At 41.6% G+C, this 24,519-nt stretch carries 21 protein-coding genes and 1 pseudogene; 18 read left to right on the forward strand and 4 right to left on the reverse strand.

Annotated elements, in window-relative coordinates; all coding sequences use genetic code 11:
• Positions 1-107: 107 nt before the first annotated feature.
• From mutY to A4H00_RS09120, 4 genes are all read left to right on the forward strand, one after another.
• Positions 108-1,265 (forward strand): A/G-specific adenine glycosylase, encoded by a 1,158-nt coding sequence (gene mutY / locus A4H00_RS09105; protein ID WP_067089936.1) that lies wholly within the window; start codon positions 108-110, stop codon positions 1,263-1,265.
• A gap of 186 nt (positions 1,266-1,451) precedes the next feature.
• Entirely contained in the window at positions 1,452-1,640 is a 189-nt protein-coding gene (locus A4H00_RS09110) for a hypothetical protein (protein WP_067089939.1), read from the forward strand.
• Between the two features lie 5 nt (positions 1,641-1,645).
• Positions 1,646-2,374, forward strand: a complete 729-nt coding sequence (locus A4H00_RS09115; protein ID WP_067089942.1) for a hypothetical protein — start codon at positions 1,646-1,648, stop codon at positions 2,372-2,374.
• A gap of 149 nt (positions 2,375-2,523) precedes the next feature.
• Complete coding sequence (locus A4H00_RS09120) at positions 2,524-2,784, forward strand: hypothetical protein (RefSeq protein ID WP_157771000.1); 261 nt, start codon at positions 2,524-2,526, stop codon at positions 2,782-2,784.
• A gap of 449 nt (positions 2,785-3,233) precedes the next feature.
• Here A4H00_RS09120 and A4H00_RS09125 read toward each other — a convergent pair whose 3' ends face one another.
• From A4H00_RS09125 to A4H00_RS09140, 4 genes are all read right to left on the reverse strand, one after another.
• Positions 3,234-4,955, reverse strand: coding sequence for a phospho-sugar mutase (locus A4H00_RS09125; protein ID WP_067089948.1), 1,722 nt, complete (start codon positions 4,953-4,955; stop codon positions 3,234-3,236).
• A gap of 88 nt (positions 4,956-5,043) precedes the next feature.
• Positions 5,044-5,613 (reverse strand): ECF transporter S component, encoded by a 570-nt coding sequence (locus tag A4H00_RS09130; RefSeq protein ID WP_067089951.1) that lies wholly within the window; start codon positions 5,611-5,613, stop codon positions 5,044-5,046.
• Positions 5,600-6,148, reverse strand: coding sequence for a phosphopantothenoylcysteine decarboxylase (gene coaC, locus A4H00_RS09135; RefSeq protein ID WP_067089954.1), 549 nt, complete (start codon positions 6,146-6,148; stop codon positions 5,600-5,602). Before coaC ends, A4H00_RS09130 begins: the two co-directional genes overlap by 14 nt.
• 1 nt (position 6,149) lies before the next feature.
• On the reverse strand, positions 6,150-6,839 hold the full coding sequence (locus tag A4H00_RS09140; protein ID WP_067089957.1) for a phosphopantothenate--cysteine ligase: 690 nt from the start codon (positions 6,837-6,839) through the stop codon (positions 6,150-6,152).
• Between the two features lie 214 nt (positions 6,840-7,053).
• On the opposite strand from A4H00_RS09140, the gene A4H00_RS09145 reads away from it, so the two are divergent.
• The 14 genes and pseudogenes from A4H00_RS09145 (at position 7,054) to glpO (ending at position 24,483) form a co-directional block, all read left to right on the forward strand.
• A complete protein-coding gene (locus A4H00_RS09145) occupies positions 7,054-8,724 on the forward strand; it encodes a formate--tetrahydrofolate ligase (RefSeq protein WP_067089960.1) in 1,671 nt (556 codons plus the stop codon).
• Positions 8,725-8,813: 89 nt separating this feature from the next.
• Complete coding sequence (locus tag A4H00_RS09150) at positions 8,814-9,428, forward strand: DUF5052 family protein (protein WP_067089964.1); 615 nt, start codon at positions 8,814-8,816, stop codon at positions 9,426-9,428.
• Positions 9,425-9,982, forward strand: a complete 558-nt coding sequence (locus A4H00_RS09155) for a hypothetical protein (RefSeq protein WP_067089967.1) — start codon at positions 9,425-9,427, stop codon at positions 9,980-9,982. The genes A4H00_RS09150 and A4H00_RS09155 overlap by 4 nt, the downstream gene beginning before the upstream one ends.
• A 24-nt stretch (positions 9,983-10,006) precedes the next feature.
• The gene (locus A4H00_RS09160; protein WP_067089970.1) at positions 10,007-10,504 is read left to right on the forward strand and encodes a GNAT family N-acetyltransferase; all 498 of its coding nucleotides are present in this window, start codon (positions 10,007-10,009) and stop codon (positions 10,502-10,504) included.
• A gap of 2 nt (positions 10,505-10,506) precedes the next feature.
• Complete coding sequence (locus tag A4H00_RS09165; protein ID WP_067089974.1) at positions 10,507-11,160, forward strand: DNA alkylation repair protein; 654 nt, start codon at positions 10,507-10,509, stop codon at positions 11,158-11,160.
• Positions 11,161-11,583: 423 nt separating this feature from the next.
• Positions 11,584-12,660: an aspartate-semialdehyde dehydrogenase gene (locus A4H00_RS09170; RefSeq protein WP_067089977.1), complete on the forward strand. Its 1,077-nt coding sequence runs from the start codon at positions 11,584-11,586 to the stop codon at positions 12,658-12,660.
• Between the two features lie 28 nt (positions 12,661-12,688).
• Positions 12,689-13,570, forward strand: a complete 882-nt coding sequence (dapA, locus tag A4H00_RS09175) for a 4-hydroxy-tetrahydrodipicolinate synthase (protein ID WP_067089979.1) — start codon at positions 12,689-12,691, stop codon at positions 13,568-13,570.
• A gap of 96 nt (positions 13,571-13,666) precedes the next feature.
• Entirely contained in the window at positions 13,667-14,035 is a 369-nt protein-coding gene (gene nmlR, locus A4H00_RS09180; RefSeq protein WP_067089983.1) for a stress response transcriptional regulator NmlR, read from the forward strand.
• Between the two features lie 96 nt (positions 14,036-14,131).
• Complete coding sequence (locus A4H00_RS09185) at positions 14,132-15,865, forward strand: ABC transporter ATP-binding protein (RefSeq protein ID WP_067089986.1); 1,734 nt, start codon at positions 14,132-14,134, stop codon at positions 15,863-15,865.
• A 1-nt stretch (position 15,866) separates the two neighbouring features.
• A pseudogene (locus tag A4H00_RS09190) lies at positions 15,867-17,613 on the forward strand (ABC transporter ATP-binding protein).
• A 548-nt stretch (positions 17,614-18,161) separates the two neighbouring features.
• Positions 18,162-19,502 carry an FAD-dependent oxidoreductase gene (locus tag A4H00_RS09195; RefSeq protein WP_067089989.1) on the forward strand — a complete coding sequence of 447 codons (1,341 nt, stop codon included), beginning with the start codon at positions 18,162-18,164 and terminating at the stop codon, positions 19,500-19,502.
• A complete protein-coding gene (locus tag A4H00_RS09200; RefSeq protein WP_067089992.1) occupies positions 19,492-20,967 on the forward strand; it encodes a helix-turn-helix domain-containing protein in 1,476 nt (491 codons plus the stop codon). Before A4H00_RS09195 ends, A4H00_RS09200 begins: the two co-directional genes overlap by 11 nt.
• Before the next feature lie 159 nt (positions 20,968-21,126).
• Positions 21,127-22,641: a glycerol kinase GlpK gene (gene glpK / locus A4H00_RS09205; RefSeq protein ID WP_067089995.1), complete on the forward strand. Its 1,515-nt coding sequence runs from the start codon at positions 21,127-21,129 to the stop codon at positions 22,639-22,641.
• A gap of 15 nt (positions 22,642-22,656) precedes the next feature.
• A complete protein-coding gene (glpO, locus tag A4H00_RS09210; RefSeq protein WP_067089999.1) occupies positions 22,657-24,483 on the forward strand; it encodes a type 1 glycerol-3-phosphate oxidase in 1,827 nt (608 codons plus the stop codon).
• Positions 24,484-24,519 lie beyond the last annotated feature (36 nt).

The raw sequence follows: 24,519 nt of genomic DNA on the forward strand, positions 1-24,519 counted from the left end.
GACTCCTACCTCATTTTTATAGACTTTGCTCATGTAGAGTAGGATACATCCATTTTCTCAAGCCTAGCTTTTGGAGAGAGTGGGAATGTTTGTGGTATACTGGTCTTATGATTGATTTGAAGAAATACGGCATTGAAATGTGGCCACAAGAAAAGATAGTAGCCTTTCGCAAGGCCTTACTGGACTGGTATGATGAAAATAAGCGAGACCTGCCTTGGCGGCGTACTAGAGATCCCTATGCTATTTGGGTGTCAGAAATTATGCTACAGCAAACACGTGTTGATACGGTCAGGCCTTATTATGAACGCTTTTTATATCACTTGCCGACTATACAGGATTTGGCATCTGCACCTGAAGAAGTTATTTTGAAACTTTGGGAAGGTTTGGGCTACTATTCACGAGTGCGCAATATGCAACAGGCTGCCCAGCAAATGGTGTCAGATTTTGAAGGCAGATTTCCTACCACATATGCAGACATTGCGAGTTTAAAAGGAATTGGTCCATATACTGCTGGAGCTATTGCCAGTATTGCCTTTGGCTTACCAGAACCAGCTGTGGATGGGAATGTCATGCGGGTTTTGAGTCGCTTGTTTGAGGTAGACCATGACATTGGGGTGCCTGCAAACCGCAAGATTTTTCAGGCCATGATGGAAGAATTGATTGATCCAGAACGACCAGGGGACTTTAATCAGGCTCTGATGGATTTGGGGTCTGATATCGAATCTCCTACCAATCCTAGACCTGAAGAAAGTCCAGTTAAGGATTTCAGTGCGGCCTATCTCAACGGTACCATGGACAAATATCCGATTAAGGCACCTAAGAAAAAGCCAATTCCAGTCACCTATCAAGCCTTTATTATTCGCAATGAGAAAAATGAATTTTTGTTAGAGAAAAATCAAGGGACTAACTTATTGGCAGGATTTTGGTCTTTTCCTTTAGTGGAGAAAGATGAGGCAATTCCTCCGCAGCTCTCTCTTTTTGAAGTTGCAGAAGCTAGTCCGCAAGTAGATGTTAAACAGGAATTTCATAAAATCTACCCATTAGAAGTGGAGTGGCAGTCCGAAAGATTTGCACCTGTGCAACATATCTTTAGTCATCGCAAGTGGCAGATTGAATTACTAGAAGGAATCGCAATAGCAGGCTTTCTTCCAAAGAATCGGGAACTCCAGTGGATTTCAGTTGAGGATTTTCATCGCTATCCCTTTGCTAAACCACAGCAAAAAATGTGGGATAGTTACTTGGCTGGAAAACAAAGCTTGACCTAAATCATTGCAAAAAAATTTATATTAGAGCATATAAATACTTGAAAAATACCCTATAATATGATATTTTATAAATAGAAAGCGTTTTCCTTTGCATGAAAATTATCTTCTGCGAGAATATCAGATGGTTTACTTGATAATATGATGACTTAATGTCTAGTTTGATTCATTTAGGTAGGAGTATTTAGTATGAAAACGAAAAAAATTTTAATGATGTTAGCTTTTATTTCTCTATCTCTATTGATGAATATGAATGAAGTTCGTGCAGAAGAGATGATTGATCAGTATATTGATACAAATGCTCCCGGTGCGATCGCCATCCACTTAGGAAAATTTGTTAATAATCCAAAAACATCAATCATATTTAGAAATAGGTGATACTGATGAGGAAAATTAATGTTCAATTCATCATTATGCTCTATCTACTTGTGATGGCTTCTGCATGTTTGCTAGGTTGCTCGTCTATCAAAAAAGACAGATTTTCCCTATCGTCTGATGCAGACTTTTATATCGTTGGCTATAAGGGAGTGAAGGGCTACCGTGTTCAGGATCAAAAGTGGGAACAGGTATCAGATGCTAGGGTAGACATCGTGAGAGGTCAAATCAATAATGTAGTTCAAAGGGCTAATCTTGCGAACAGATACCTAGTCTTTTCTGAAGAAGGCCCTCCTCATGGTGTAATTGGTCGCATTATTTCCCTCGATTTTCAGACAGGTGAGATTGTATTTCATAAGACTAACGACTACGCCTTTTCTTCATCGGGTGTTTCTCCTAATTATTATTATTCCTCAGAAGCTACTACCGATGAAACATCTTTCGCATCTTTTGATAGCAATACAAGGAAGAGGAGTAAGTATATATTTGAAGAACCTATGATTGGGGAAATTTTTCAGTTGATGGGGATAAGATTTATCTTGCTGCTACAAATGTTCGTAGCGATGAGGATGGAAATTATTCTACTTATCTCTATACTTTTTCTGTCAAAAATGACGGTGAAAATCAATTTGAGAGTAAAAGGTTACTGCCAGAGGATGAGGAAAAGACTTATTTTTATTCAAGTAGTATCGCAAAGGGACCAGATGTCTATATTGCCGTTCCGGCATATAGGCTAAAGGCTACCAAGGAAAGACGATATAATGAGAGTGGTCTCTTTCATTATAATGCAGAGACGGGACAAGAGGACTGGATTGATTTACCAGAAATTTATCCCATAGAGTTGTTTGACCTGGGGCGTGATTATTGCGCTATTGTACATAGGACTGTGGCGCCACGATTCGGTTTTAGTCTTTTTAAGTTTCAAGATAAGACTTCTGAGTTTATTGATGTAGGTCAATTTGGCTTGGCGCTTGATAATGAAGGTACTATCAGAGACATTCAGCAATTCAATGAGCATTCTGTGTTGGTCTTGGTCGATAATACTTTGGTGCTTTATGATTTTGTATCGAAACAACTTCTTTTTCAAGAAGATCTTGCAACGGATGGTGACCATCCTTTCCATATCTGGGTGAGGCGGGATAAGTAATTTTTACGCCTGAAATAAAGGAGGAACTATGAAATTTCTTTCTGGAGGATATAAATAGTTGAAAACGCTTTACAAAAATGATATGATAGGGGTGTGAAGAGGGGGTAGGATTAATAGGCTTACAATGTCTTCTTTGACTAGAAGACGTAAGAGGAAAAGTTCACCATGTTTTAACTATACACAGATTGGGTCTCCTTCTCAATCTCGCATTGCACAAATCAAGCTGCCCTATATTGATTACATGTGGTATGTATAAAGAATAATGAACGAACTGTAGTATTCGGTTTGTAATCGAAATAGATAAGTGTAGGTAGGTATGAATTTGTTAGGGTAGCTAGCTGAAACATATAATACATTATCTTATTTTTCCAAAATAATCACTTCCTTACTGGTGGACTTTTCCTGATTTTAAAGGTATAGCAAAAAGAGGCGACTGCCTCTTTTTTGTGTTATTTTTTTACAAATGCATTGATTTCTGCTTCAATAGCAGCGATTTTTGCTTCTGCATCAGCCATATCCGTTCCAACAGTTGCAATGTAGAACTTGATTTTTGGCTCTGTTCCAGACGGACGAACTGCAAACCAAGAATCATCTGTTAAGGTGTATTTCAAGACATTGCTTGGCGGAGTTGTCAATGCTGAGACGTTACCTTCCTTATCAGTAGCTGTTTGTTTTTGGAAATCTTCTAAGAGGGCAATGGCTGTCTTGTTAAATTCTGTTGGAGCATTGCCACGGAATTTGTCCATAATCTTCTTGATTTCCGCTTTTCCGTCAACACCTGAGAGGGTGACAGAAATAGTTTTTTCTGCATAGTAGCCATATTCTTCAAAAATTTGGTTAATGCCATCTGCCAAGGTCAAGCCTTTAGAGCGATAGTAGGCGGCGATTTCAGCAACAATTAGAACGGCTTGAATAGCATCTTTGTCACGCACAAATGGCTTGATAAGGTAGCCGAAGCTTTCCTCAAAACCAAATAGATAGGTATGGTTGTGTTTTTCTTCAAATTCTTGAATCTTTTCTGCGATAAATTTGAAACCAGTCAAGACATTGAACATAGTTGCGCCGTAGCTTTCTGCAATTTTGGTCACGAGTTCAGTTGACACAATTGATTTGGCTAGAGCTGCATTTGCTGGAAGGGTGCCAGCTTGTTTGTGGGCTTCCAAGATATATTTGGCAATGAGGGCTCCGATTTGGTTACCAGAAAGGTTGCGGTAGCTACCGTCTGCTTGGCGAATTTCAACTCCGAGGCGGTCAGCATCTGGATCTGTTGCGACCAAGACATCTGCATCAACTTGACGGCCTAATTCTTCAGCAAGGGCAAAGGCAGATTGACTTTCTGGATTCGGTGATTTGACGGTTGAGAAGTTTGGATCAGGATTTGCTTGACTTTCTACGACTTGGACAGATTCAAAACCTGCTTGGGCAAGGGCACGACGAGCCAGCATCTCACCTGTACCATGTAGCGGTGTAAAGACAATCTTCATATCGCGACCATATTCGTTGATGAGGTCTTGGTTGATATTGACATCTTTGATTTCTTTGAGGTACTCGCTATCGACTGCTTCACCGATAACTTCGATGAGATTGCGTTCTTTGGCAGCTTCCAAATCAGCTACAGCAATGGCAAATGGATCTGTGATATCGCGAATATAGTCTGTAAGAGCATCTGCATCTGCAGGTGGCATTTGACCGCCATCTTCACCGTATACTTTATAACCGTTGTATGGAGCAGGGTTGTGACTCGCCGTAATCATGATTCCAGCAACTGTTTGGAGATGACGGACTGCAAATGATAGTTCTGGTGTCGGCCGTAATTCTTCAAAAACATAGGCCTTGATGCCATGTTCAGCAAGGACACGAGCTGCGTCAAAGGCAAATTCTTGAGAAAAGTGGCGAGAGTCATAGGCAATGGCAACACCTCTATCTTTGGCTTCTTGACCTTTTGATTCGATAAGGCGTGCCAAACCTTCTGTTGCTTGGCGTACGACATAAATGTTGATACGGTTGGTACCAGCTCCAATCAATCCACGCATACCAGCTGTTCCAAACTCAAGAGACGTATAAAAAGCATCTTCTTTGGTCTTTTCATCCATATTGCGCAAGTCTTCCTGTAGATAGTCAGGAAGCTCTGTATAGTTGAGCCAGGTTTGATATTGTTCTTGATAGGTCATTGTCAGTCTCCTTTTATAAGTATTCTATTAAACGCTTTCATTATATCATTTTTGAAAAGAAAAAGCACGCTTTCACGTGATTTTCTGATTATTTTTTCGCTTTTTGCAGAGTTGGTACAATAGCTGCTGTCAGAAAGGCTGCAATCAGCATTTCTGCAATCGAATTTGTCCCAATAATAGTTGCTAACATTGCTTGGATATTTCCATTATAGACAGATGAGAAGAGGAAAAAGATACTTCCAAGAACAAAGACAGTATTAGTTAATGAGCCGATAGCTCCAGAAATGAGAAGGCCTAGTCGCTTTTGTGATAAGCGATAGATAAAGTATGGCGTTACCCCAATCAATATACGTGGAAGGATAGCGACAACCAAAGAATACCATTGCCCATTGGCAACAAAAGGAGAAAAAAGATAGCTGGTAGGTAAGAGCATAATCGTGTTATGGACCACACTCAAGATGCCCATCATTCCTCCTAAGGTTGCCCCAATTTTAGGACCATATAAAATGGAGGCTACAATGACTGGGATGTGGACAATCGTTGGTTTGATGGGGACTGGCAAGAGATTAAAAATGACAGAGCTGAGAATGTCAATCACAATCATTGTGGCAAAGAAAATAGCTAGGATTGCAACTTGAGTAGATTTAGTTCGTCTCATGGAGGGTATTACTCACTTTCTCTAAAATAACATCACTATCTGCAAGGGCACCAACTCCGACATCACCACAAGCAAGTAAGGATTCTCTCGGTAAAATTTCTTCAAAGCCATATGTCTGCAACCGTTTAAGATTTTCTTGGGTAGCAGGGTTGAGGTACATATTTGTATTCATAGCTGGCGCAATCAACTTGGGTGTGGTGCTAGGTAAGGCTAAGGCAACAGCAGTGACAATGTTGTCAGCAAAGCCATAGGAAAGCTTGGCAATCGTCTGTGCAGAAGCAGGTGCTACCAGAAAGACATCTGTTTGTTTGGCGATATCAATGTGCTTGATAGAGCTAGGATTTTCCTCCACCATCACATCTGTATGAACGAGATTTTTGGACAAAGACTGTAAAGTTAATGGCGTAATGAATTGGGTAGCAGCTCTTGTCATTAGGACAGTGACCGAGTGGCCTAACTTTCCTAGTTGACTAGTCAAGTCTGCAGCTTTATAAGCAGATATAGAACCTGTAACGGCTAGGGTAATACGAGCCATATTATCTCCTTTTTTCCAATAGTTTTTCTATGATTAAATCAGCAATTTCTTCCTTAGTTTGGGCGGGGTAGGCATGTGTTTCGTCGACCAGATAGGCACCGTGTCTAGTCGGACTAATATCTGCTAAATCGTTGGCTAAGATGTAGTCTGCTTGATTTTTCATGAGGCTGGCACGGGCCACTTGAAAGAGTTCTTCCTTGGCAACATTGACTAAGAGTTTAAAGCCAATCAGCTGAATCTCAGGATTCCATTTTTTAATCACGGAGATCACCTTTGGTGTTTTTTTGAGAAAGAGGACTTGGTAGTCATCCTTTGATGAAATTTTTCCTTCAACATTGGTTTTCTCAAGTAAACTTTCGATCGGTTGTGTATTTTTCACTTGGTCAAGACCGGTCATATAAACAGGGCTATAATCAGAGACTGCCATGCTATGGATGAGGACATCGTGAGTTGGTACAAGCTCTTCTAAGATCTGAGCAAGGCTAGCCACATCTGTAATCTCTACAATGGTTAAGTTGTCTGTTGGGCTAGGTTTTACGGCTGTTTTAGTGGTGACAAGGGTTACTTCCAATCCAGTTTTCAAGCATTTTTCTGCAATGATTTTTCCTAGATTTCCTGTCGCGTGGTTAGTAATAGAGCGGACACGGTCAATCGCTTCACTTGTTCCGCCAGAAGTAATCAAGATTTTCATGTTTTTATTGTACTATAAAATTTACGCTAGGTAAAGCGTTTGAAATGGTAGCGCTATAAGAAGATTTAAAGGATTTTTTTAGCTATTCTGAATGGTATAAAATGGCCTTTCTTTAAAAGTGCAAAAACCGAATATTTATCGTAATATGGTAATAAAATGTGCGTTTTAGTTGAAATTCTGCTATACTATTTTCATTAACTAGATGGGAGTTACTATGAAAACAGATATTGAAATTGCACAAGGTGTGGAGTTACAGCCGATTGTTGATGTGGTTGAAAAGGTCGGGATTAGCTATGATGACTTGGAACTATACGGGAAATACAAGGCTAAATTATCCTTTGAAAAAATAGAAGCTGTCAAAGAAAATGAGCTTGGGAAACTGATTTTGGTAACAGCCATTAATCCAACGCCCGCAGGAGAAGGGAAGTCGACTGTGACAATCGGTCTAGCAGATGCACTTTCTAAGATTGGTCAGAAAACGATGATTGCACTTCGTGAGCCGTCGCTCGGTCCTGTCATGGGAGTAAAAGGCGGAGCTGCTGGTGGTGGCTATGCACAGGTCTTGCCGATGGAGGATATTAACCTGCATTTTACAGGGGATATGCATGCGATTACCACCGCTAATAATGCTCTTTCTGCCCTGATTGACAACCATATTCATCAAGGAAATAGTTTGGGTCTTGATCAGCGTAGAATTATCTGGAAACGCGTGGTAGACTTGAATGATCGAGCACTTCGTAAGGTAACAGTCGGTCTGGGCGGTCCCTTGAACGGCATTCCACGTGAGGATGGATTTGATATTACGGTTGCCTCTGAAATCATGGCTATTCTTTGCTTGGCAACGGATTTAAAGGATTTGAAAGAGCGATTGGCGAATATTGTCATTGGTTACCGATTTGACCGCAGTCCAGTCTATGTTCGAGATTTGAAGGTTGAGGGTGCGCTCACCTTGATTTTGAAAGAAGCTCTAAAACCCAATCTTGTGCAGACGATTTATGGTACGCCTGCCTTTGTGCACGGAGGTCCCTTTGCCAATATTGCACATGGTTGCAATTCTGTTTTAGCGACTTCAACAGCGCTTCGTTTGGCAGATATTGTGGTAACAGAAGCAGGATTTGGGGCAGACCTTGGAGCAGAGAAGTTCCTTGACATTAAAACACCCAATCTCCCTAAAGCCCCTGATGCGGTTGTGATTGTGGCAACTCTCAGAGCACTTAAGATGCATGGCGGTGTAGCAAAAGAACATCTTTCAGAAGAAAATGTAGCAGCGGTGGAGGCGGGCTTTGCCAATCTCAAACGCCATGTTGAAAATATTCAAAAATATGGGGTTCCAGCAGTTGTTGCCATTAACGAATTTGTCACAGATACCCCAGCAGAAATTGCAATTTTGAAAAAACTCTGCGCAGAAATAGGTGTGCCAGTCGAACTCGCCAGCGTCTGGGCAGATGGTGCAGCAGGTGGTGTGGACTTGGCTGAAACTCTCATTAACACGCTTGAAGCACAACCTGCCCAGTATAAACGCCTTTATCAGGCAGAGGATAGCTTGGAAACAAAAATTACGAAGATTGTGACAGAGATTTATGGCGGTAAGGGGCTTGTCTTTGAAAAGAAAGCCCGCACGCAATTGGGTGAATTTGCTAAGCACGGCTGGGACAAGTTGCCTGTTTGTATGGCCAAAACCCAGTATAGTTTTTCAGATGATCCGACTGCTCTTGGTGCCCCTGAAAACTTTGACATCACGATTCGTGAATTCGTACCAAAACTGGGAGCAGGCTTCATTGTCGCTCTGACAGGAGATGTCATGACCATGCCAGGTCTACCGAAACTGCCTGCGGCTCTGAACATGGACGTGGCAGAAGACGGAACTGCAATTGGCCTCTTTTAAAAGCCGTCACCAATCACATTTTATCGTAAAACTGGGGATTTTCTCCAGTTTTTTGGTATAATACTTTAGATAAAGGAGGAAATAAAAACATGAAAAAGAAATGGTTGAAAATAGCTCTTGTACTCAGCTTATCGGTCGGTGTATTGGCAGGCTGTCAGTCTATTCAGAACTGGTGGAAAAATACCAAGGCAGAGTGGATTGGACTAGATATGACAGTACGGACCTATGATGAAAATTCACAACTGATTGATCAAATGTCTGGGAAATCCTTATCCATTGCTCGAAATGAAGAGTTTGATTCGGTGGATAGTGAAGGAAATTCAAAGGGAGATAGTTCCGTTTTGAAAATCACCTTGGGCAAATATGAAATTGATCACGTGGGATCATCCTTGATTGCAGTAGAAGATGGCTTAGAAGATATTTTCTTGAAATACCAAAAGAATGCGACCGCAGACGATCAACAAGCAGCAGTTCCAATTCTCAATCGTATGGTTTCGAAATTTAAAAACGACTTTACTGGAAAAGCAAAAGTTATTTTGATTCGTTCACAAAATGGGACACCGCTTGCGACCTATGCAGGAAATAAGGTTTCTTTATACGCTTCTGATGCACCAAAGACTTCAGAACTGTTGATTGACGGCAAACGCTTGATTATTTACCGCTGTGACTACACCATTTATGATAGGGAGTTGTTGGAGAGATGAGGCAAATCTATGCTTATGAAACAGAAAACGATTGGTTAGCAATTCAGCCAGTAACAGAAGTATTGATTGAAAAAGCTCAGGAATACCAAGATTACCTTGCGAATCATTTTGCCTTAAAAGAACCAGCTTTGTTTGTCGTTTGGACCAAGGCAGACTTTGCCAATCTGGTGTTTGGCAACCATGACTTACCTGCCTATAACAATGGGACGCGGATAGTGATGTGTCCTGATAAGAAAGAGTGGAAAATCTTGTTTTTAAAGGCTTTTAAAGCGTATGAGTTGCCCCTACAATTAAGTCGGTATTACCAGTCGTTGCCAGACTATCAGATGCTACAGATATTTTTGCACGAAATCACTCACGATAGCGATCTCTTTGGTTCGGAATATGGTGATACGAGAGAAGATCTCTGGTTTGAGGAGGGGATGTGCGAGTACCTATCTTATCGCTATCTATTAAAAGAAGATGAATTGACAGAATTACGGGCTTTATTACAACAACAGGTAGATTTCTTTAGCCCCATTTTTGGAAGATTCGAGCGATGTGAGCCTATATGACTGGTTGATGAAAGAAGGAAAAACATGTTAGTGATTCGTACTGCACAAGCAATCGATGCGGCAGCTATTCGAGCGATTTATGAACCTTATGTAGAGAAAACAGCCATTACCTTTGATTTGGAGGTACCTAGCAAAGAGGATTTCCAACGGAAAATAGAGCAGATAAACGAGCGTTTTCCCTTTCTCCTTGCTGAAGATGACGGGCAGGTCATGGGTTATGCCTATGCTTCGACTTACTACGATAAAGCCGCTTACGATTGGACAGCAGAATTAACGATTTATCTAGACGAGGAAAAGCGTGGTTCAGGACTAGGAAGCGCTTTGTATGATGCCTTGGAAAGCGAATTGATCCAACGCGGTTTTAAGAACTTTGTAGCCTGCATTTCTCTGCCAAATGAGGCTAGTATTGCCTTTCATAAGAACCGTGGGTATGAGCAGGTGGCGCATTTTAAAAAGGTTGGTTACAAATTTGATAAATGGCACGATATTGTTTGGTTACAAAAAAGTTTATTGGAGGAATAAGGATGCGGGTAGAAGAACTTCAAGACCAATTGAAGGCAGTTGCGTCTGTCGAAGAGGCAGAGAAAATGGCGGCCTACCTTCGCAACCAATTTCCTTTTTTGGGGGTGAGAGCTAGCTTACGCAGGAAAATCAGCAAGGAATTTTTTAAGCCTTATCAGAAGAATCCTATTGATTGGAACTTTGTCGAGCAGGCCTGGGCTAATCCCTACCGTGAAATCCATTATACAGCAATTGATTACCTGGCTATGAATAAAGGAAAGTTGACGCCTGAGGATTTGCCTCGCTTGAAAACCTTGATTACAACGCATTCATGGTGGGACTCAGTCGATGGATTGGATAAAATTGCGGGGGAGATTGCTTTTTCTTATCCCAAGGCCAAATCTGTTTTACTGGACTGGAGTGTTTCTGATAATATCTGGTTGCGCAGGGTTGCGATTGACCACCAACTATTGCGCAAGCAAAATACAGATACGGAGTTGTTAGAGCAAATAGTGGTCAATAACCTCGGTCAAACAGAGTTTTTCATCAATAAAGCGATTGGCTGGAGTTTACGCGATTATTCCAAAGTCAATCCAGCTTGGGTGAGGGACTTTATTGCCAAATATGAAGAGAAAATGGCACCTCTCAGCATTCGTGAAGCAAGTAAGTATATATAAAACAGCAATATCTGCTATATTATTGGTAGCCCAAAAAAGATTCGCCAGAAAATTGAAAAAGATGCAGGAGATGTGGTGGAAGTCCTCATTCAGCTACTGGTATAGCTGATAGAGACTGCTATTCATGAACAAAAGAAAGAAAAATTTGCATTAGCGATAAAATCTGCTATAATAGAACCATGCGATGAGCCGAATGTGGCAGTAACCACTTTCACGCTAGGGAGGTCAAAACGCAGGAGCGGACCTTGATAAGTTGTGTGAACCTGCTTATCACACGAAAGTGCCCCTGACCAGGAGAAATCCTGGTCTTTTTGTTTCTGCCTTTTCATCTTTTTATCGTAAACATCTTTTCATTTACTGAAAAAAAGTGTATAATAGCAAGCGTAGATAAATTTTTAGAAAATTCGAAAAAAGAGGTAGTTTATGGGATATACAGTAGCTGTTGTTGGTGCAACTGGTGCAGTTGGTGCACAGATGATTCAGATGTTGGAAGAGTCAACCTTGCCGATTGACAAGGTACGGTATTTGGCATCTGCTCGTTCAGCTGGTAAGGTCTTGCAGTTCAAAGGACAAGATGTGACGATTGAAGAGACAACAGAAGATGCCTTTGAAGGTGTCGATATTGCCCTTTTCTCAGCAGGCGGTTCTACATCAGCTAAGTACGCACCCTATGCCGTAAAAGCCGGAGCGGTTGTGGTGGACAATACCTCGTATTTCCGTCAAAATCCTGATGTGCCATTAGTAGTACCAGAAGTCAATGCGCATGCATTAGATGCTCATAAAGGAATTATTGCTTGTCCAAACTGCTCTACCATTCAAATGATGGTAGCCTTAGAACCTGTTCGTCAAAAATGGGGCTTGGACCGCATTATCGTATCAACCTACCAAGCTGTTTCTGGAGCTGGTATGGGAGCGATTTTAGAAACACAGGCCCAACTTCGTGCAGTTTTAAATGATGGCGTAGCACCAAAAGATGTAGAAGCGAATATCTTACCTTCTGGTGGTGATAAGAAGCATTATCCAATCGGATTTAACGCTCTTCCACAAATCGATGTCTTTACAGACAATGATTACACCTACGAAGAGATGAAAATGACCAACGAGACCAAGAAAATTATGGAAGATGATAGCATTGCGGTTTCTGCGACTTGTGTGCGTATTCCAGTTTTATCGGCTCATTCAGAATCTGTTTATATTGAAACAAAAGAAGTAGCACCGATTGAGGAAGTCAAAGCAGCAATTGCAGCCTTTCCAGGTGCTGTATTAGAAGATGATGTCGCTCATCAGATTTACCCACAAGCCATCAATGCTGTTGGAAAACGTGAGACTTTTGTCGGTCGTATCCGTAAAGATTTGGATGCTGAAAAAGGAATTCATATGTGGGTTGTTTCAGATAATTTATTGAAGGGAGCGGCGTGGAACTCTGTTCAAATCGCTGAAACCCTACATGAACGTGGATTGGTTCGTCCAACGGAAGAAATTGTTTTTGAATTAAAATAAATCAAATTTATCACTTAGGAGGAAAGCAATGTCTTTAGAAGAATTGAGAAAAGCACGCATTATTACGGCGCTTGTGACGCCTTTTCATGAGGATGGGAGTATCAACTTTAAGGCATTGCCTAAGTTGATTGAGCATTTACTTGCACACCATACGGAAGGGTTGATTTTAGCTGGTACGACAGGAGAAAGTCCGACCTTAACCCATGAGGAAGAGTTGGAGTTGTTCGCAGAAGTACAGCGAATTGTTGCGGGTCGTGTGCCCTTGATTGCGGGAATTGGAACCAACGATACACGGGATTCGATTGAGTTTGCACGTGAGGTTGCAGAATTTGGAGGTTTTGCTGCAGGGCTTGCAGTAACTCCCTACTATAACAAGCCAACGCAAGAAGGGCTGTATCAGCATTACAAGGCTATTGCAGATGCTAGTAGTTTGCCCATCATGGTCTATAATGTCCCAGGGCGTACAGTAGCAGGTTTGACTGTAGAAACTTCTCTACGCTTGGCTCAACATCCAAACATTATCGCGATTAAGGATTGTACAGGAGTAGCTACGATTTCCCATTTAGTTGAGAATGCCCCTGAAGACTTCTTGGTCTATACTGGTGAAGATGGGGAGGCTTTCCATGCCAAGGCTCTAGGAGCACAAGGTGTGATTAGCGTAGCAGCTCATACCAATGGAGATGATTTTTATGCCATGTTTGATGCCTTGGATAAGGGAAATGTAGCAGAGGCAGCAAGCATTCAGCGGAAATTATTGCCGAAAGTGGATGCTCTTTTCTCAACGACTAGTCCAGCTCCCCTAAAAGCTGTTCTCAATCATCAAGGATTTGAAGTAGGGCCACTTCGTTTGCCGCTGGTTTCTTGTACAAAAGAAGAAGCAAAGGCAATTATCGCTGTTATGGAAAAATAGAAAATAGGAAACTCTGAAATGACCATTTTAGAGTTTTTCTTCTTTCGATTGACTTAGGGTAAGCACCAGCGTATATACTAGAAATGAGGTGAGTAGATGAATATTAAGAAGGCAAGTGAATTGTCTGGCTTGTCGAGCGATACCATTCGCTATTATGAGAAAATTGGCTTAATTCCACCGATTCGGCGGACAAGTGCGGGTGTTCGTGATTTTAGCGAACAAGACTTGGCTGCTCTGGAATTTGTTCGTTGTTTTCGGAGTGCAGGGGTTTCGGTTGAGCGGTTGATTGAGTATATCAGCCTGTGTCAAGATGGGGAAGATGAGCATGTAGAGGAACGCCGTGCGATTTTAGTCGACGAGCGTGAGAAATTGCAGAAGAAAGCGGATGAGTTATTAGCAGCGATCAGCAGATTGGACTATAAGATTAAACACTATAAGGCAATTATGCTGGAGAAGGCGAAATAATTTGCGGAAGTGAGCAGTTGGCAATCTCTGAACAACGATTTTATCACTTGTTCATGGTATAATGGAAACTCCATTGTGTAAACAGAAAGGAAAAGAATGTCGATTATAAAAAATCTCTGGTGGTTTTTTAAAGAGGAAAAACGGCGCTATGTCATTGGGATTGCTTCCCTGAGCTTGGTCGCTGTTTTAAATTTGATTCCGCCAAAAATTATGGGGCATGTTATCGATGCCATTACACGGAAAAGTTTGACAGGAAGTGAACTTCTGCTTCAGCTTTTCTACCTAATTCTTGCAGCCTTTGCTATGTATGGCTTGCGCTATGTATGGCGGATGTATATTTTAGGGACTTCCTACCGCTTGGGTCAGCTTATTCGTTACCGTTTGTTTGATCATTTCACTAAAATGTCCCCTTCCTTTTATCAGAAACATCGGACAGGGGATTTAATGGCCCATGCCACCAATGATATTAACTCCTTGACTCGATTGGCTGGAGGGGGTGTCATGTCAGCGGTTGACGCTTCAATTACAGCTTTGGTAACTCTAGTGACGATGTTTTTTACCATTTCTTGGCAAATGACCTTGATTGCCGTACTTCCCTTGCCCTTTATGGCTTTAGCGACAAGCAAACTTGGTCGAAAGACTCATGAAGCAACCAAGGGTTCTCAAGCGGCTTTTTCGGAATTAAACAACAAGGTGCAAGAAAGTGTGGCTGGTATCAAGGTGACCAAGTCTTTTGGTTATCAAGAGGATGAAATCACCGCTTTTCAAGAAATCAATGAAATGGCCTTCGTAAAAAATATGCGTACCATGAGCTATGATGTGCTTTTTGATCCTCTAGTGCTCTTGTTCATCGGAGGTTCCTATGTCTTGACGCTTGCGGTTGGAGCTCTCATGATTGCCCAAGGGCAGGTAACGATTGGCGATTTGGTAACCTTTGTAACCTATTTGGATATGCTGGTTTGGCCCTTGATGGCAATTGGTTTTCTATTTAATATTGCTCAGCGGGGGCATGTTTCCTACGATCGAATTCAAAAACTCTTAGATCAAGAATCGGACATTCAAAATCCAGAACATCCTGTTGAGAGGATCGCAAATGGTCGTCTGGTCTATGATGTGGACCAATTCAGCTACGAAGATGACCAAACCTTATCGGATATTCACTTCGTTTTGGAAAAAGGACAGACCTTGGGCTTAGTGGGGCAAACGGGTTCTGGGAAGTCAACCTTGATTAAATTGTTATTACGGGAGCAAGATGTTAATCAGGGAAAGATTACCTTAAATGGTCACGATTTGCGTGATTATCGTTTGTCTGACCTTCGAAGTTTAATTGGTTATGTACCGCAAGATCAATTCTTATTTGCGACGACGATTTTAGAAAATGTCCGTTTTGGCAATCCTTCTCTTTCGCTAGCAGAAGTCGAAGCGGCAACCAAACTCTCCCAAGTGTATGAGGATATTGTCGCCATGCCCGACGGTTTTTCTACCCTGATTGGTGAAAAAGGTGTGTCTTTATCAGGCGGTCAAAAGCAGCGACTTGCCATGAGTCGGGCCATGATTTTAGACCCAGATATTTTGATTTTAGACGATTCGTTATCAGCTGTTGATGCTAAAACGGAACATGCCATTATCGAAAATCTTAAAGAAACTAGACAGGCTAAAACGACGATTATCTCAGCTCATCGCTTGTCAGCCGTTGTCCATGCAGATTTGATTTTGGTGATGCAAAATGGACAGATTATTGAGAGTGGTCGTCATGAGGATTTACTGAATCAAGGTGGTTGGTATGCCCAGACCTATGCTTCTCAGCAGTTAGAAATGGAGGAGATTTGATATGAAAAAGCCAAATCAATGGATGGTTTTGAAACGACTCTTGTCCTATCTGAAGCCCTATAAGTGGCTAACAACTTTGGCTTTGGGTTTACTGTTATTGACAACGGTTGTGAAAAATAGTATTCCTCTGATTGCCTCTCATTTTATTGACCATTATTTAAGTAATGTTAATCAAACTGCGGTCTTACTCTTGGTAGGCTATTACATGATGTATGTCTTGCAGACAGTGATTCAATATTTTGGCAATCTCTTTTTTGCGAAGGTCTCTTATAGTATTGTCCGTGATATTCGCAGGGATGCGTTTTCGAATATGGAGCGCTTGGGGATGTCTTATTTTGACCGCACGCCTGCTGGCTCGATTGTCTCACGGATTACCAATGATACAGAAGCCATTTCGGAGATGTTTTCTGGGATTTTATCGAGTTTTATTTCAGCTATTTTTATTTTTAGCGTCACCCTTTATACCATGCTGATGCTGGATATTCGTCTGACTGCTTTAGTGGCACTCTTGCTTCCCCTCATTTTTCTTTTGGTCAATCTCTATCGGAAAAAATCCGTTGCCGTTATTACAAAGACCAGAAGTCTTTTGAGTGACATCAACAGTAAATTGGCTGAAAGTATTGAAGGGATTCGGATTGTTCAAGCCTTTGGTCAGGAAGAACGCTTGAAGGCTGAGTTTGAGGCAATCAATCAAGAGCATGTTGTCTATGCCAATCGTTCGATGGCCTTGGATAGTTTGTTTTTTGCGACCTGCTATGTCGTTGTTGAAACTCCTAGCTTATGCGCTCTTGATGGCCTATTTTGGCTTTCACGGCTTAGAGGTAGGCATTTCAGCTGGGCTCATGTATGCCTTTATCCAGTATGTCAATCGCCTGTTTGATCCTTTGATTGAGGTGACACAGAATTTTTCGACCTTGCAAACCTCTATGGTTTCGGCAGGGCGTGTCTTTGACTTAATTGATGAAAGGAATTTTGAGCCGAAGCAAGAAAATAGTTCTGCTCAGATTAAACAAGGAATCATCGAATTTCGTGATGTATCTTTTTCTTATGATGGTAAGCGACAGATTTTGGATGGTATTTCCTTTCAAGTGAAGGAAGGGGAGACGATTGCCTTTGTTGGTGCTACGGGTTCTGGAAAATCTTCCATTATCAATGTCCTCATGCGTTTTTATGAATTTCAGTCTGGTCAGGTCTTGATTGATGGTCAGGACATTCGCCAATTTTCACAGACTGAATTGCGCAAGAAGATTGGGCTGGTCTTGCAAGATCCCTTCCTCTATCATGGAACGATTGAGTCCAATATCAAAATGCACCAAGAGCTTTCCGACGAAGAAGTACAATTTGCGGCAGAATTTGTTGATGCAGATCAATTTATCCAGAAATTACCTGGTAAATACCAAGCCCCTGTTACAGAGCGCGGTAGTAGTTTTTCTACTGGTCAACGGCAATTGCTAGCCTTTGCTCGGACAGTTGCAAGTAAGCCAAAGATTTTGATTTTGGATGAAGCAACAGCCAACATTGACTCGGAAACAGAGCAGATTGTTCAACATTCGCTGGAGAAAATGCGGAAAGGTCGAACAACGATTGCGATCGCCCACCGCTTGTCCACTATCCAAGATGCCAACTGTATCTATGTGTTGGATAAGGGTAAGATTATCGAAAGTGGTAGACATGAGGAACTACTGGCAAAAGCTGGTGCCTATCATAAGATGTATCAATTACAGGCAGGAATGCTGGAGCAATCTTAGAACCTGTATTCACAATTCAGCACTTCTATCTAAGGCTAGTTTTAAGCTACTCATCGTTCGTTTTTTTCCAAATACAGTCCGTATTCCTTCAAAAAACAACCTTGATTAGCGAAAAAAGCACTTCACTTGTGTATACAGGTTCTTAAAATATACCATTTCTATCCAAAAAAACGAATGCTTCCTCGAAATCTCATCGGTTTCTGGAAACATTCGTTTTTTTATAGAGTAGTACAAACCAGACAGTCCTCGTTTTTTGATTTCCAATCTCAGGTATCAATCGTCTCTTCCCTGGCTGTTGATATGCGTTAAACTGTTAATACTCGTCAAAAATCAAAGTCTGACGTCGTTAACTCACCTTGCTGAACTTCAGTTCTAGCTACGATTTCGTTGCCTAGTCAGATTTTGATTTTTATACGTAATCTTCCAGATTACATTATTTTGTGAGTGAGCGAGGCATGCTCATCGTGGTTTGTCTCACTCCCAGACGATTGATGTATTGTAACCCTTTTCATCATTTGTGATATAATAAGGAAAATGGAGGAAATGGTATGAAAATCATAATCGTAGGTGCATCTTTTGCAGGAATGAGTGCTGCCTTGGAATGTCATCAATTGTATCCAGATGCTGATATTTTATTAATTGATAAGGAAGAAGTGGTCGGTTACTTTCCAAATGTCTTAAATTGGCAGTTGAAGGGAGAAATGAAGGCAGCTGCAGAAGCACAAAGTGGATTGGTGAATCAGATTAAGCAAACGACAATTGATTTTCGCTTGGGAGCAGAACTGGTTCAGCTAGATGCAGAAGACCAGTCCATTATCATTCGACAGGCAAAAACTAGGACAACAGAAGTTTATGATGCCCTTATTTTAGCTATGGGGGCAAGACAAGTATGGGACTTTCCAGATAAAGGCTTGGGAGAGCGGATCTTGTCTTCCAAGTATTTTTCAGATGCCCAAGAAAGCTGGCAAAAAATCGAAAAAGCCCAGTCTGTCATCATCATTGGCGGAGGGCAAATTGGCTTAGAAAGTGTAGAAGCCTTGAGTCAGTTGCCGCTGTCTGTTACACTTTTTGAAGCTGAAACTTCTCCCTTAGCCAAATATGTCGATGAGGAATTGATGCTGGACATTGAAGCTGAATTAAGAAAGCGTCATGTGAAACTTCATGTAGGAGAAACAGTCGAAACAATCTGCTTAACAGAGGATGGGAGCAAGGTTCGTGTTGAAACCCTAAAAGGTCAGTACGAAGCGGATTACCTACTCTTGGCAACGAATTTCCAACCCAATACAGATTTGGTTTCTGATGTTTTAGACTGCAATCCGGATCAGACCATTCAAGTAGATGAGTATTTACAAACGAGTCAGCCTCATATTTTTGCGATTGGCGACTTGATTCAGTTGCCATTTGCCTTTTTTGGTCAGGCTTATCTTCCTCTGATTAACCATGCGATGTTAACTGGTCGACTGGTGGCCTATAATTTAGTGTCTCCCAAGCGCCCTCTAAAAGAAGTTCAACGCATTGTTTCCAGTCATCTTTTTGGCTACAATATGACAAGTGTTGGTTTGACAGAAAGGCAAGCTCAACTTTGGACAGACGTGGATTCCGTCCTCATAAAAGCTCCCTATAGTCAATGGGAGACAGAAGAATTAACCTTCAAATTGATTGTCCAACGCTCGGATGGTCGACTGTTAGGCGGTCAACTCCTGTCGACTTCTCGTCACATTCAGCAGATGAATACCTTGGCCTTGGCTATTTCAAATGGGATGACAGCTCAGGACATGGTCGAGCAAAGTTGGCTCTGTTTGCCACGTTATACCAATCTGGTTCCGATTGTCATCGAAGCCTGTCAACGCTACCTTCACCAAAAAGAGGAGGTGAGTCATGCAGATTGAGGATCTTCTGGAAAAACGAGAGAGAGCCATTTATTTTCTGGTTCAGCGCTTGCGCAGTAGTCGATCCAGTTTACCATTAAAAGAAGTAAGCCAAGCCCTCCAGTTATCACGGCCAACCTTGATTCGCTATATCGAATCCTTTGTAGCAGAAACGCATGATGAACACCTAGGAGTATCGTTGAAAGTTCAAGAGGAAGAAGTTGTCTATACCCGCTCCAACCAGTTAGTGTACGAGAACTGGCTTGCTCATCTTTGTCAATTTAGCACCAAGTACCAGATTTTACTCTATATTTTTGATCGTGAGGAATTTTCCATTCAAGCTCTAGCCCAGCATTTACTCATGAGTGAGGCGAGTTTGAATCGGCAATTGGCTGCACTGAATCATCTTTTACAGGATTTTCAAATCAGTATTCGTAATGGAAGACTAAAAGGAAGCGAATTGCAAATTCGGTATTTTTACTATCAATTATTCTTACAGACCAAGGTGTTAAATGAGGTAAAACATCATTCTCTCTTTGCTCCTGCTTTTCGTTTTCTTCCCCTTTTTGAGCGGTTCTATGATTCGCACTTCAATTTCTTTCAAACCTTGCAACTGACTTTATGGCTAGGAATTTCACAGAGACGAGGGAGATTGCAGGAAGTTGATTTTAAGGAGACTATTCAGCTGATGACACCTTATATGGAGCAGAAATGGTACAAAGAATTACGCCAATTTTCCCTAACCCTCTCTCAATACCAATCGTCTACGATGCGAGAAGGAGAGGTGATGTCCCTTTTTGCTTTCTTGTTTAGTCAGTCGATTTTAGCGCCGCAGAAGATTGAGAGAATGCTGGCATTTGGTGGTCCGATTCGGGAGGCAACAACTTGGTCTTATCATACTATTCGTCAAGAGTTGGGGCAACATTTTCCAATTGATGAAAAAATTCTCTACTATCTCAATCAGTTATTAGGCAGTTTGTATTTTTTCAAAGGATGTCTAAAAGAGCAGGTTTGGACGACAAAGCAGGAAGAATATGTGGCTAGGGCTTCTGACTTTTTGTCCGAGGTTCTTGAGCGATTTTATCAACCGCAATTTCCAACAATTACCTTTCAAAGTAAAGAGAAAGTGTATCCATTGGCCTCTCTGTTTTCCTATCTCAACCAAGTACGACCGGTTCTTGTTCGTATCGGTTTTCTTTCCTATCAATCGCCTATTTTAGCAGAGCCAATTTTATTTCAGCTCCAAAAAGAATTTGAACGCAAGTATGCTGTAGTGATTGAGCCTGTTGTAGAAGATAAAGCATATGACCTAGTGGTTTCAGATGGTCAAGAATGCGCAGTATCGTCTATTTATTATTTTCACCAGGGCTTGTACGAGCAAGACCTGATTACCCTGAAGGAAATGATTCAGACGATTCAACTGAGCAAAGAAAAGGTTGCAGGAAGTCGCATAGAAGAGCCTAACTTTCCAATGGAGAGGCGATAGAAGCTGAAATGAGGAAGGTTTAATCGCCTATATGATTTGTCGTATCAAAAATTTTTACGAAATAAAATTTTTTGATAGGGTTTTTGGTAGAAAATAAGATACAATAGGAGTAGAGAGAAAACGGAAGCGTTTTCAAAAAAGTAAAAACGGAGGTCTCCTATGACACAAGAAAAATACATTATGGCCATTGACCAAGGTACGACAAGCTCGCGTGCCATTATCTTCAATAAAAAGGGAGAAAAAGTTGGTAGCTACCAGAAGGAATTTCCGCAAATTTTTCCAAAGCCAGGTTGGGTAGAGCATAATGCCAATCAAATTTGGAACTCAGTCCAGTCTGTCATTGCTGGTGCCTTTATCGAAAGTGGTATCAATCCTGCTCAAATCGAAGGGATTGGAATCACCAACCAACGTGAAACAACCGTTGTATGGGATAAGGAAACTGGTCTTCCTATTTATAATGCCATTGTCTGGCAATCTCGTCAGACAGCTCATCTTGCTGATCAATTAAAACATGACGGCTACTCTGACATGATTCACAAAAAGACAGGTCTTGTTATCGATGCCTATTTCTCAGCAACCAAGGTTCGTTGGATTTTAGATCAGGTTCCTGGCGCACAAGAACGAGCTGAAAAGGGCGAGTTGCTCTTTGGAACAATTGATACTTGGCTTGTTTGGAAATTGACAAACGGTCGTTGCCATGTCACAGATTACTCCAATGCAGCGCGTACCATGCTTTACAACATCAAGGAACTCAAATGGGATGATGAAATTCTTGCCCTCTTGAACATTCCAAAAGCTATCTTGCCAGAAGTCAAGTCTAACTCAGAAATTTATGGTAAGACAGCTCCATTCCATTTTTATGGGGCAGAAGTTCCGATTTCAGGTATGGCAGGTGACCAGCAAGCAGCCCTCTTTGGACAATTGGCCTTTGAACCTGGTATGGTAAAAAATACCTATGGTACAGGTTCCTTCATTGTCATGAATACAGGCGAAGAGATGCAGCTATCTGAAAATAGCCTCTTGACAACTATCGGATACGGAATCAATGGAAAAGTCTACTATGCCTTAGAAGGTTCAGTCTTTATCGCAGGTAGTGCTGTTCAATGGTTGCGTGACGGTATGCGCATGGTCAAAGAATCTCCTGAATCTGAAGAATTAGCGCGCAAGTCTACCAGCAATGATGAAGTCTATGTAGTACCAGCTTTCACAGGTCTTGGAGCACCTTATTGGAATTCAGATGCACGAGGCTCTGTCTTTGGTTTGACACGTGGAACAACAAAAGAAGATTTTGTCAAAGCAACGCTCCAATCCATTGCCTACCAAGTTCGTGATGTCATTGATGTGATGCAAATTGACTCTGGTATGCCAATTTCTGTCTTGAAAGTGGACGGTGGTGCAGCGATGAACAGTCTCCTCATGCAGTTCCAAGCAGATATTTTGGGCATTGAAATTGCACGGGCTAAAAACTTGGAAACAACAGCCCTTGGCGCAGCCTTTCTTGCAGGTCTAGCAGTTGGCTTCTGGAAAGATTTGGAGGAATTAAAGACTCTGAATGCCGTTGGTCAATCCTTCCAGCCAGCCATGAACGATGCGCGGAAAGAACAATTGTACAAAGGTTGGAAGAAAGCTGTTGCGGCAACTCAATTGTTTGCTGAAATAGATGAAGAAGAATAGAAAAGAGAGTACAAAATGGAATTTTCAAAAGAAACAAGACGATTAGCCATTGAAAAAATGCAGGATAGACAGCTTGATCTGCTGGTTATCGGAGGCGGCATAACTGGTGCAGGTGTCGCTCTTCAAGCAGCGGCAAGTGGAATGGAGACAGCCTTAATCGAAATGCAAGATTTCGCTGAAGGGACCAGTAGCCGTTCGACAAAATTGGTTCATGGTGGCTTGCGTTACTTGAAACAATTTGATGTGGAAGTTGTCTCGGATACGGTATCAGAACGTGCAGTTGTGCAACAAATTGCCCCTCACATTCCAAAACCAGACCCAATGCTTCTTCCCGTCTATGATGAAGAAGGTTCCACTTTTAGTATGTTCCGCCTAAAAGTTGCGATGGACTTGTATGACCTCCTAGCAGGGGTGAACAATACAGACTTGGCGAACAAAGTCTTGACCAAAGAAGAGGTGTTAGAGCGTGAGCCTCACTTGAAACAAGAAGGCCTTGTTGGTGGTGGTGTTTACCTTGACTTCCGCAATAACGATGCCCGTCTAGTTATTGAAAATATCAAACGTGCAGCTAAAGATGGAGCTTTGATTGCGAGCCGTGTCAAAGCAGAGCGCTTTATTAAGGATGAGAATGATAAGGTCGTAGGAATTGTAGCTCGTGACCTTTTGACAGATACCAGCTTTGAAATTCGTGCCCGACTCGTTATCAATACAACTGGTCCATGGAGTGATGAAGTCCGCAATCTCGGTGATGAAGGTAGTGGTGTATTCCAGATGAGACCGACAAAAGGAGTGCATTTAGTTGTAGATAGTGCTCGCCTATCCGTTCCTCAACCAACCTACTTTGATACAGGAGAGGCAGACGGTCGTATGGTCTTTGTCCTTCCTCGTGAAAACAAGACCTACTTTGGAACAACGGATACAGATTACACAGGAGATTTGGCAAATCCAACGGTAACCCAAGAAGATGTTGACTACTTGCTTACCATTGTCAATAATCGTTTCCCAGAAGCAAACTTAACCATTGACGATATTGAAAGTGGTTGGGCAGGACTCCGTCCATTATTGTCTGGAAATGGTGCTTCAGACTACAATGGTGGAAACAATGGTAAATTGAGTGATGATAGTTTTAACACCCTGATTGATACGGTCAAAGCCTATCTTAATCATGAAAAATCACGCGATGATGTCGAACACGATTTGACACAACTAGAAGGCAGCGTATCTGAAAAGATCTTGGATCCGTCAGCAGTTTCTCGTGGCTCATCGCTTGACCGTGATGATAATGGTTTGTTGACCCTTGCAGGTGGAAAAATTACGGACTTCCGTAAAATGGCTGAAGGAGCACTTGAAAAAGTGGCAGAAATCCTTGAAACAGAGTACGGTCGCAAATTTAGGTTGATTAATTCAAAAACCTATCCTGTCTCAGGCGGAGAATTAAATCCAGCTAATGTAGCAGAAGAAATTGAACACTTGGCACAATTAGGTGTGAAAAAAGGCTTGCACTACGATGATGCGCTCTATCTTGCGAATTTATATGGTTCAAATGCACCGAAAGTCTTTGCCTTGAACCATAAAGTAGAAGCAGTTAGCCAGCTCAATCAGCGTGATTTATTGTCACTACATTATGCCATGAAAGAAGAAATGACCTTGACAGCTGTTGACTATCTTCTCCGTCGGACAAATTATATGCTCTTTATGCGGGAGCAGTTGGATAGCATTGTCGATGATGTCCTTCTTGAAATGGCAGCCTACTACGACTGGTCTGAGGAAGAAAAAGTAGCACAACGGGCCTTATTGGATGAAACTTTGGTCAAGAATGACTTGGCTTACTTGAAAAATTAGGAAACTTTAATAAATAAACATAGAAAAGGAGCTATA

This window comes from Streptococcus marmotae (genome assembly GCF_001623565.1).
GTDB classification, from domain to species: domain Bacteria; phylum Bacillota; class Bacilli; order Lactobacillales; family Streptococcaceae; genus Streptococcus; species Streptococcus marmotae.

What these genes read in the sequence shown, in the direction of transcription:
- A4H00_RS09195 (WP_067089989.1), top strand. Translation starts at nt 18,162, where the DNA reads ATGAAAATCATAATCGTAGGTGCATCTTTTGCAGGAATGAGTGCTGCC.
- A4H00_RS09125 (WP_067089948.1), bottom strand. Translation starts at nt 4,955, where the DNA reads ATGACCTATCAAGAACAATATCAAACCTGGCTCAACTATACAGAGCTT.
- A4H00_RS09150 (WP_067089964.1), top strand. Translation starts at nt 8,814, where the DNA reads ATGAAAAAGAAATGGTTGAAAATAGCTCTTGTACTCAGCTTATCGGTC.
- A4H00_RS09200 (WP_067089992.1), top strand. Translation starts at nt 19,492, where the DNA reads ATGCAGATTGAGGATCTTCTGGAAAAACGAGAGAGAGCCATTTATTTT.
- A4H00_RS09185 (WP_067089986.1), top strand. Translation starts at nt 14,132, where the DNA reads ATGTCGATTATAAAAAATCTCTGGTGGTTTTTTAAAGAGGAAAAACGG.
- A4H00_RS09170 (WP_067089977.1), top strand. Translation starts at nt 11,584, where the DNA reads ATGGGATATACAGTAGCTGTTGTTGGTGCAACTGGTGCAGTTGGTGCA.
- A4H00_RS09145 (WP_067089960.1), top strand. Translation starts at nt 7,054, where the DNA reads ATGAAAACAGATATTGAAATTGCACAAGGTGTGGAGTTACAGCCGATT.
- A4H00_RS09115 (WP_067089942.1), top strand. Translation starts at nt 1,646, where the DNA reads ATGAGGAAAATTAATGTTCAATTCATCATTATGCTCTATCTACTTGTG.
- A4H00_RS09110 (WP_067089939.1), top strand. Translation starts at nt 1,452, where the DNA reads ATGAAAACGAAAAAAATTTTAATGATGTTAGCTTTTATTTCTCTATCT.
- glpO (WP_067089999.1), top strand. Translation starts at nt 22,657, where the DNA reads ATGGAATTTTCAAAAGAAACAAGACGATTAGCCATTGAAAAAATGCAG.
- nmlR (WP_067089983.1), top strand. Translation starts at nt 13,667, where the DNA reads ATGAATATTAAGAAGGCAAGTGAATTGTCTGGCTTGTCGAGCGATACC.
- A4H00_RS09130 (WP_067089951.1), bottom strand. Translation starts at nt 5,613, where the DNA reads ATGAGACGAACTAAATCTACTCAAGTTGCAATCCTAGCTATTTTCTTT.
- A4H00_RS09155 (WP_067089967.1), top strand. Translation starts at nt 9,425, where the DNA reads ATGAGGCAAATCTATGCTTATGAAACAGAAAACGATTGGTTAGCAATT.
- A4H00_RS09165 (WP_067089974.1), top strand. Translation starts at nt 10,507, where the DNA reads ATGCGGGTAGAAGAACTTCAAGACCAATTGAAGGCAGTTGCGTCTGTC.
- glpK (WP_067089995.1), top strand. Translation starts at nt 21,127, where the DNA reads ATGACACAAGAAAAATACATTATGGCCATTGACCAAGGTACGACAAGC.
- A4H00_RS09140 (WP_067089957.1), bottom strand. Translation starts at nt 6,839, where the DNA reads ATGAAAATCTTGATTACTTCTGGCGGAACAAGTGAAGCGATTGACCGT.
- A4H00_RS09160 (WP_067089970.1), top strand. Translation starts at nt 10,007, where the DNA reads ATGTTAGTGATTCGTACTGCACAAGCAATCGATGCGGCAGCTATTCGA.
- dapA (WP_067089979.1), top strand. Translation starts at nt 12,689, where the DNA reads ATGTCTTTAGAAGAATTGAGAAAAGCACGCATTATTACGGCGCTTGTG.
- mutY (WP_067089936.1), top strand. Translation starts at nt 108, where the DNA reads ATGATTGATTTGAAGAAATACGGCATTGAAATGTGGCCACAAGAAAAG.
- coaC (WP_067089954.1), bottom strand. Translation starts at nt 6,148, where the DNA reads ATGGCTCGTATTACCCTAGCCGTTACAGGTTCTATATCTGCTTATAAA.